The sequence below is a fragment of the Pseudomonadota bacterium genome, assembly GCA_018823135.1.
Lineage (GTDB): Bacteria > Desulfobacterota > Desulfobulbia > Desulfobulbales > CALZHT01 > JAHJJF01.
On the sequence record JAHJJF010000152.1, the window covers coordinates 1 to 8185 of the forward strand.

The window sequence follows — 8185 nt, forward strand, 5'->3', positions numbered from 1 at the left end:
AATCAAGGATTAATTTTCAGACCAACGTTTTCGATTGAGCAGGCTTTTTATCTTTCAACGCTTCCAACATCCATACATAATGGCTTAACACCTTTCCCACAGCAAATAGCTGTGGCGCATCTCACACAAAGTGAGATGAAGGAGAAAAGCCATGTGGTTTGCCGTTCGTCCTCTCCAGCGCGCCGTCGAAGTCCTTCAAACCTACGTCACTGCCCTCCAAGCAGTGCAACCAGACGCAGTCGTCAAGACACACAAAATTTCTATTGCAACTGTGCCTGATGGATCTGAAGAAGACAGTGGATTCGATCTTCCCGTCAAGGGTGTCGTGCTCGATGTCTTCGTCGATGTGACCACCGCAGAAGTGACTGGTACCACCAAACTCCTGGATGTAGGTCTTGATTCTGGCGAAGCTGGTGGTGATGCTAACGGATTCTTGACCGGCATCGACTGTGCTAGCCTTGGTCTACAGAAGGGTACTCTGCTCAATTCTGGCCAGACCTTGGGCGCATTGCTGGCTGTCGACGAAGGCGGTACTGGCGAACTTGTTCCAGAGCCTCACGTGCTCAATGGGACTGCTGTGAGCGTCACTTATACTGCCAGTGCTGCCGACTGGGCAGAATTTGTTGGCGACATCTACGTGGTCTACATCGAGATGTAGGCCGTCCACGCTTAGTTTATAGTCCCTTTCAAATACCCACATTTTTAGAACATAACACTCATGAGAGTGTTATTATCAATATGCGTACTGATGATGACCCTTTAGCAAGGTCGAAACTCAATAGAGTCTACGTAGCTAGGGTACGTATGAGGGAAGCGCGACGATCTCATACGTTGTAAGCCCAAGCGGTAGCTAGGTCGTGTTCCCGTCCGACAACGCTTCTAGCTGGCCTTAATAAAGGTTGCCTAACACAGGAGCGAGATGAAGTGTTGGGATCACAACAAGACGGGATTTTTGTCCCCATCGTCTAGCCCGGCCCAGGACACCGCCCTTTCACGGCGGCGACGCGGGTTCAAATCCCGCTGGGGACATAACAAAGGAGATATACAATGACGCAGGAAATCTACGACCGCACATATTTCGAAGACGGTTTAGCTTCTGGGAAATCGCTTTACAACGGTTTCAAATGGATCCCAGAACGATCTTTTCAAGAAGCGATGGCCATCATTGACGCTTTTTCTTTAACACGTGATGATAAGATCTTAGAATTCGGATGTGCGAAAGGCTTCCTAGTAAAAGCTCTGAGATACCTTGGCCGAGACGCATATGGATGCGATGTAAGCCGATATGCAATCTGTACAGCAGACAGCGATGTGCGCCAATATCTAAAATTATGTACTCCGTTTAACCCATTCCCATACGTTCCTGATGAATTTGATCTTATCGTTGCAAAGGATGTGCTCGAACATTTGGAAGTATCGCAACTTGATATGCTCCTAGATAAATTCAGGCCATCCTGCGAAAAGCTGTTTGTTGCTGTCCCTATCGGCGATGGTACAAAATTCATTGTTCCTGAATACAACTACGATGTCACTCACAAGATCGCAGAATCTACACAATGGTGGATCAAAAAGTTTCAGGAACATGGATACGAAATACTATCGTATAAACCTTATATGCCTGGTATGAAAAATAATTGGACGCATTATGCAAATGGAAACTGTTTCTTCAGCTTGTCAAGTGAATAGATTTTTTCAGGCCCATAGGTCAGCGGTAGACCAGTCGGCTCATAACCGATCTGTCCCAGGTTCGAACCCTGGTGGGCCTATTTTTAAAGAAATTTCATAAATGTCTTTGTGTTAGGGTGTTTGTAATGAACTTGTAGCGGCCGCAACCAACGAGGAGAATTCACAATGGCAATGACGAAGAACGAGTTCTGGGTAGTCGGTACAGCATATTTCATCAGAACAGTCACAAACTATTTCATTGGCGTCTGCATCGGGAAGGAAGAAACCGAATTGTTCATGAACAAATGTTCGTGGATTCCCGACACCGGGCACTTCCACAAGTTTGTACGAACGGGTATTATTCAGGAAGTTGAGCCATTCAATGCGGACACCGTGGTCATGCTAAACTGCGATGCCATCGTGGACGCCATCGAGTGGAAGCACGAGATTCCTACCGACGCCAAGTAATTCTCTATCCCAACAGGTAAAAACATGTCACACGTCCTCACATTTCTCGAAGGCATCGAGAATTCGGGATCCCCATCACTCAAAATAAGATTCTTAGCAAATCTAAATGACGAAAAGCGTCTAAAAACTCTAATCTATTTGACGTACAACTACTTCCATACATTTGGAATCAAAGTAAAGGAAAAGTACGACAACAAACCAACAAATCTGAAAAACGACAATTTCGAAGAATTCATGCGCTTGCTGCATTGCTATAAAAACCGTGACCTAACAGGAAATGTCGCTAGGGACGCCTGGGATCGCCTGTATTCGATCTTGAGCGACGGCGAACGTAAGTGGTACACCCGCGTTCTCAATCGCGATCTGAAGTGCGGTGTGAACATCAAGAGCATCAACAAGGCATGGCCTGGATTCATCGACGAATTCTTAATCATGCTCGCAAATCCGATAAAGGAACGAAAGATTAAGTTCCCGATTGCTGTCGAACCAAAGTTAGATGGGATGCGCGCTATTTTCTTCATCTCGAAAAAATCGGCCAAAGCACGTTCTCGAGACGGATTTCACATCCAAAGCCTTGATTTTATCGCCAAGAGGTACCAAACAGCTCTCGAAGATTTAGATACTGATACTTGGGTCATTGATGGAGAGATTTACACAAGCTCATGGAATAAGACAATCAGCCTCGTCAAGACCGAGGTTTTGCCAAAAGAAGAGAGGAATAAGATTCGTCATCATGTCTTCGATATGTTGAAGATCGAAGACTTCAACGGAGCACGTATAAAGAACTATTCAGAACGTATGACTGAATTAGACGAATTTTTCTGCGACAGCGCTGATGTTGTGAATAAATACAGTGTTCGTGTTCCGTATAAAATCATTCATAACCATGAAGAATTGACAGCATTCTACAACGAATGCCTTGAAGCTGGATACGAAGGTATCATGCTCAAGGAATTAGATAGTTACTACGAGCTGAAACGGAGTAATGCTTGGCTCAAGATGAAGCCTGAAGAAACATTCGACGGTAAGATTATTGGATTTCTTGAAGGAAAAAATAAGCACATCGGACGTCTTGGCGCTTTCAAGGTCAAGATGGAAAATGATGAGATTGTTCGTGTTGGTGGTGGCTTCACAGATAAGCAACGCGAAGAATACTGGTTAAACAAAGATATGTTACTCGGGACAATGGTAGAATTTAAAGGTCAAGGAAACGATGTTGTCACAAAATCTGCTCGTTTTGCTGTGTTCAAGCGCTTCCGCGAAGATCGAATCAAGTAATTCCGTAGACTAAAGAATAGCAAATGATACTATACTGTAATCACAGTGAGGTGATGCATGTCAGATTTTGCAATTCAATCGGACATCACGGGGCAAAAAATCAGTCTATTGAGGCTTGCTCTAATTGAACTCATCAAAGATTCACCTTTTTACGGGTATCTCCTTGTCCAGTTCAACCGCGTTGAAGATAATTCAATGGAATACATCATGGCAGTCACCATCAAGGATGGTATTCCATATCTCTACTACAATTCCGACATGATCCAAAAAGAGTATGAGGAATCTAAAACAATTCAAAGTATTGTTGGAGTATGCGAACACGAATGCTTACACATAATCTTCAAACACATTCTTCGTGTTCAAAGCAGAGACGCTGTAATCCTCGTTAATGGGCACCCAGAACTTGTGTGGAATCTTGCGACAGATATTGCCATCAATCAACTTATATCTAGAAAACTTCCATACGGAGGCGGTGTCTCATACAAACTATTTGATCTTCCACCAAGAATGTCAGCAGAAAAATACTATGACCTTCTAGTTGAGAAAGCCAAAAAGAATGGGAGTATTAATGCTCCAGGCTTTTCTTCAAGTCCAAAAAAAGGTGACGAAAGCAACGAGAATAATCAAGGAAGTAGCAAGGGTGAAGGCGAGAATGAAGGCGAGAATGAAGGCGAGAATGAAGGCGAAGGTGGAGGCGAAGGTGGAGGCGAGGGTGGAAAATGTAACGATAGTGCTGGCTTAGACGGACATGATAAGTGGAAAACTGTACCAAACGAAGACTCTAAAAAGAATGAAATCGACAACACCGTTATCAAGAATATGGTTCAACAAGCTGCAAGTTATGCTCGTCAAATTGGAAAGCTGCCTGGCAACCTTGGTCTTGTAATTAAAGATATTTTGGGTACATCTATTGTACCATGGGAAAGGATATTGAAAGAACAAATCGGAGCTACTATCAAAGCAGGACACACAAGCACTTGGAAACGCCAAAATCGCCGTCTTGGTGATTTGGTCAAGGGCAAAAAGCCTATCCGTGTTATTAGATTAACAGTCGTCATCGATACATCTGGTTCTACAATCGGCGACTTTCCACGCTTTATGACCGAGATCAACAAAATTTCAGAAGTATACCCGTGCACAATTGATATTATCGAATGTGATGCGCAAATACAAAAGCATTACAAATTAAAGAAGGGAATGAAAGTTGACCCAAATTTCATGGGACTCGGAGGAACGAACTTCAGACCAGTTTTCGAATATGTCGAAAGAAAGAAACTTGGAATAGACCTCATGATTTTTTTCACTGACATGGAGGGCGTTTTCCCACAAAAAGCACCAAAATACAAAGTAATCTGGGTTGATACCCCTGGTCCAATGCACAAACAGCCATTCGGAAAATATATCAAGATGCGCAAAAAAGGAGATAGTAATGAAGATTGATGTTTTTCAAGATTTGCTTTTAAATCTCTGCATGAAGCAGATTCACATGAACCTGCTCTTCATCGGACCAATGGGCGTCGGCAAGACATGGTGTATCGAAGAAGTTGCTGAGAGCATGAATGTTCTACTCGAAAAAGAAGAATTCGGATTCGTCGACCTTAGACTCGCAAACAACGAGCCTGGAGACATCATCGGCTTCCCGCGTGAAAAGAACGGTGTAACGTTCTGGACGCGCCCCGAATGGTTCCCAAAGCCTGGCACGCGAGGACTGCTGTTGCTCGGCGAGATCAATCGCGCGCCTATCGATGTCAGACAAGCTGTGTTTTCGCTCCTCAGCGAACGAAGACTGCACACCCATAAGCTTCCTGATGGGTGGATCATCGTGGGCGACATGAATCCTGACAATGGGGAATACCAAGTCGATACTCTCGATAAGGCTATGAACAGGCGGTTTTGTCAGATCGTTGCAACTCCCGACGCATTGTCGTGGTGCAAGTGGGCCAAGGAATATGGCGTCGACAAAAAGATCATTCAATTCATCAACGAAAACAAGAAAATGCTGTATAAGGAGGAAAGGATAGAAATTACAGCATTCCCGACTCCCGAAGGTTACAGGCTTGTCGATGAAATTCTAACAGCCGACGTCATCCCAAGCACTGACGATGCAAAGATGGAGGTCATTTCGGGCATCATCGGCGAAGATGCAGCGGTCGCTCTGGCGCCATACTTGGTGCGCCCCGTAAGAAACTGCGTGACTGCCGTTGAAATCCTCGAAGATTACGCTAACGTCGTGGATGATGTCAAAGAACAGAGCAATGACCGTATGAACAAGACTATCGACGAATTCACCATCATGTTCAGCAAAGATGGTGAGGTGCCCGAGACACATAACCAATTGAAGAACCTGATCGCATTCATGTGTGACCTCCCTGCTGAATGGCTGACGACGCTCTTGATAGGAATCAAGGGCAATAAGAAGCTTTTGAAGAAGTGTGGCGAAGATCGAAGGCTGAACAGTTATCTACAAAACATCAAGAAGCAGACAAACGCCACAAACAACGAGTAGAACATGTGGTCTTGGTTCAAAGCATCCTACATCATTCCAAAATACCAGCATGTTCTAGGTAAGGAAACGTACCTGATCTACGAAGCCTCTGACCATTACCAGATCTTAACTGGTAATGTGTCAATATTTGAACGTCAATGTCGTGAATTGAAAGTGCTTTCTGAAGGTGGTCTAACGCCTCTGTGTGTGTTCTGTAAAAACTGTGTGGCTCAATACGTAGGTAATACCGACGCCTGTGAGAAGTTCATCTACAACGGCAAGGCCAGCGACTTTTATACAGATGATACAATAAAATTGCGTCGCGGAATGGAATTTCCAATACATCTGTTAATATCTAATCCATTTGATAATACACTCTACAATAAAGGGCTTCGAACGAATCCAAAGGTCGAGATCAAATTCAGTTTCAACAGAATCAAAAACAATATGGAATTACTTCTCAATAATAGAGATAAGTTTTATAGTCAAAAAGATATTGATATTGAGATTCAATGGTTCGTAACAAAAAGATTCATTGTATCAGAAGATCCTAATATTTCACGCCAATACATTGCAAAGATTGCGAAGCTATATAAATCTTTCAAAAACCTAACATATAAGGAATTCAACGACGGCATCAAGAATGGTACCATATGAGAAAAGAAAAATACCCACCTATTTCTTACGAAACAGCGAGTGAACTTTGGTCTCATATTCGTCCACTCTTGATTGAATGGTGTGTGGAACATGAAATTTGTGGTGACTATAGGAGAAAATGTAAGCTAATCTCGAACATCAACATCGTCATCATCCCTATTGATTACGTTGAAAATATATCAGAAAATGCTCAAAAACTTAGAAATAAGATTAATCTTACCGTTGGTTCCAGTACGACCATTGTTTTGGAAAGCATTGATGGTCCTGTTAATGTGACGTTTTATTGCGCGTCGGTTGATAATTTTGGATCTCAAATGCTTGCATGGACTGGAGATGGAAACTACAACATGATTTTACGAGGTATTGCTAAAAATAGAGGTTACTTGTTGAATCAGTACGGTCTTTTCAAAAATTGTATCTATAAAGCAGGATCTTTTGAAATCGATTTGTTTCAAGAATTAAAAATTAGTTCGACCGACCCCGTTTTAAGGAATAAAAGAATTAAATGAAGTGCTATGTTGTAAAAGTAACCCGCGAACAATAAACCAATGCGGGAATGGAGGCTTCAATGAGTGCGAATTTGAACAAGATCATGGTCCCCGTGTACCTGGGCAAGAGCCCACGAAATCTCGGTGACATGCCATTCGTCACTGATGATGGAATGCTGCTGCGGGCGGGTGATCCTGTCGTGCGCAAGCCCGTGCACAAGACGCTGAACAACATCATGAGGGGGTTCCTCGACGCCAAGCTGGACTTCGAGGTCATGGGATGTGGCATCAAGGTGGGCAAGAAGCAGGCAGATGGACGGATCGACAGCATGTTCGTGATGGCCAACGTCACGGACGAGAGCTTCATGCTCTACGTGTACAAGTGCCCGCCCGATACTCTGAAGCCCTGCACGTTCAAGACCGATGGAGCCCCCATCAAGGGTGCCAACAGCAAGAGCAGTCGTGTCATGGCGAAGTTTGACGAGATCGACGATGTGTCCAATGTCGTCGCGTGGGCGGCAGAGCTGCCCGGAGTTTTCGAGAGCGGTCGCCGTACATGCTTCAACACCGGAACCGTCAAGAAGGACAAGAAGGACAAGAAGGTCAAGGAGCCCAAGACTGCCAAGCCTGCGAACACGAAGAAGCCACGAGCCAAGCTCATTCAGTTCCCTGAAGCCCACGAGGCTCCCGCTGCAAAGGAGGAGGAGAAGCAGGTCGATGGAGAGGTGAAGTTCACCATCGGTCGCCGCAAGAAGACCGCCACTGCTTGATTCACACTGTCCAACGTTCCCAAACACTGTTCAACTGACAAGAATCGGAGACATGAATGACGACAAGAATCAACATCGAGGCATACAAGGTTGTGCGCGAAGGGAAGGAACCTTTCTGGATCGCACACCCTCCCAAGTTCAACTGTTCAATCAACTTGAACGAAGTGAAGATGCTGATCTTCCCATCGAGAAGCAACCCTGACGACTTCACAGTCTTTTTCGACGACCCGAAGGACCCGAAGGAAGAACGGCGCTTTGATCAGACACCAGCGAAGTCAGGAACAAACTCATCTGATGAAGATGACAGTGCTGGAAACAGCTAGATAGAAACCAAAACAACACACGACTCCATTCGGAGGTAATACATCTTCGAA

The 8185-nt window shown here is 44.4% G+C and carries 10 protein-coding genes and 2 tRNA genes; all 12 read left to right on the forward strand.

Going from position 1 to position 8185, the window contains the following annotated elements:
• Positions 1–151: 151 nt before the first annotated feature.
• The gene (locus KKE17_15610; GenBank protein MBU1711425.1) at positions 152–658 is read left to right on the forward strand and encodes a hypothetical protein; all 507 of its coding nucleotides are present in this window, start codon (positions 152–154) and stop codon (positions 656–658) included.
• Positions 659–954: 296 nt separating this feature from the next.
• Positions 955–1029: transfer RNA gene (locus KKE17_15615), tRNA-Glu, on the forward strand.
• Positions 1030–1047: 18 nt separating this feature from the next.
• Complete coding sequence (locus KKE17_15620; protein MBU1711426.1) at positions 1048–1686, forward strand: class I SAM-dependent methyltransferase; 639 nt, start codon at positions 1048–1050, stop codon at positions 1684–1686.
• Between the two features lie 8 nt (positions 1687–1694).
• A tRNA-Ile gene (locus tag KKE17_15625) sits at positions 1695–1766 on the forward strand.
• A gap of 85 nt (positions 1767–1851) precedes the next feature.
• Entirely contained in the window at positions 1852–2133 is a 282-nt protein-coding gene (locus KKE17_15630; protein ID MBU1711427.1) for a hypothetical protein, read from the forward strand.
• Positions 2134–2157: 24 nt separating this feature from the next.
• Positions 2158–3411, forward strand: a complete 1254-nt coding sequence (locus KKE17_15635) for a hypothetical protein (protein ID MBU1711428.1) — start codon at positions 2158–2160, stop codon at positions 3409–3411.
• 57 nt (positions 3412–3468) lie between these two features.
• Positions 3469–4851, forward strand: a complete 1383-nt coding sequence (locus KKE17_15640; protein MBU1711429.1) for a hypothetical protein — start codon at positions 3469–3471, stop codon at positions 4849–4851.
• Positions 4841–5917 (forward strand): AAA family ATPase, encoded by a 1077-nt coding sequence (locus KKE17_15645; GenBank protein MBU1711430.1) that lies wholly within the window; start codon positions 4841–4843, stop codon positions 5915–5917. Before KKE17_15640 ends, KKE17_15645 begins: the two co-directional genes overlap by 11 nt.
• 3 nt (positions 5918–5920) lie before the next feature.
• Positions 5921–6553 (forward strand): hypothetical protein, encoded by a 633-nt coding sequence (locus tag KKE17_15650; GenBank protein ID MBU1711431.1) that lies wholly within the window; start codon positions 5921–5923, stop codon positions 6551–6553.
• Positions 6550–7062, forward strand: coding sequence for a hypothetical protein (locus tag KKE17_15655; protein ID MBU1711432.1), 513 nt, complete (start codon positions 6550–6552; stop codon positions 7060–7062). The genes KKE17_15650 and KKE17_15655 overlap by 4 nt, the downstream gene beginning before the upstream one ends.
• A gap of 59 nt (positions 7063–7121) precedes the next feature.
• Positions 7122–7811: a hypothetical protein gene (locus KKE17_15660; protein ID MBU1711433.1), complete on the forward strand. Its 690-nt coding sequence runs from the start codon at positions 7122–7124 to the stop codon at positions 7809–7811.
• 56 nt (positions 7812–7867) lie between these two features.
• Complete coding sequence (locus tag KKE17_15665) at positions 7868–8134, forward strand: hypothetical protein (GenBank protein MBU1711434.1); 267 nt, start codon at positions 7868–7870, stop codon at positions 8132–8134.
• The last annotated feature ends 51 nt before the right edge of the window (positions 8135–8185 follow it).

Coding starts and splice junctions, on each gene's coding strand:
- KKE17_15610 (MBU1711425.1), top strand. CDS start 152: ATGTGGTTTGCCGTTCGTCCTCTCCAGCGCGCCGTCGAAGTCCTTCAA.
- KKE17_15620 (MBU1711426.1), top strand. CDS start 1,048: ATGACGCAGGAAATCTACGACCGCACATATTTCGAAGACGGTTTAGCT.
- KKE17_15630 (MBU1711427.1), top strand. CDS start 1,852: ATGGCAATGACGAAGAACGAGTTCTGGGTAGTCGGTACAGCATATTTC.
- KKE17_15635 (MBU1711428.1), top strand. CDS start 2,158: ATGTCACACGTCCTCACATTTCTCGAAGGCATCGAGAATTCGGGATCC.
- KKE17_15640 (MBU1711429.1), top strand. CDS start 3,469: ATGTCAGATTTTGCAATTCAATCGGACATCACGGGGCAAAAAATCAGT.
- KKE17_15645 (MBU1711430.1), top strand. CDS start 4,841: ATGAAGATTGATGTTTTTCAAGATTTGCTTTTAAATCTCTGCATGAAG.
- KKE17_15650 (MBU1711431.1), top strand. CDS start 5,921: ATGTGGTCTTGGTTCAAAGCATCCTACATCATTCCAAAATACCAGCAT.
- KKE17_15655 (MBU1711432.1), top strand. CDS start 6,550: ATGAGAAAAGAAAAATACCCACCTATTTCTTACGAAACAGCGAGTGAA.
- KKE17_15660 (MBU1711433.1), top strand. CDS start 7,122: ATGAGTGCGAATTTGAACAAGATCATGGTCCCCGTGTACCTGGGCAAG.
- KKE17_15665 (MBU1711434.1), top strand. CDS start 7,868: ATGACGACAAGAATCAACATCGAGGCATACAAGGTTGTGCGCGAAGGG.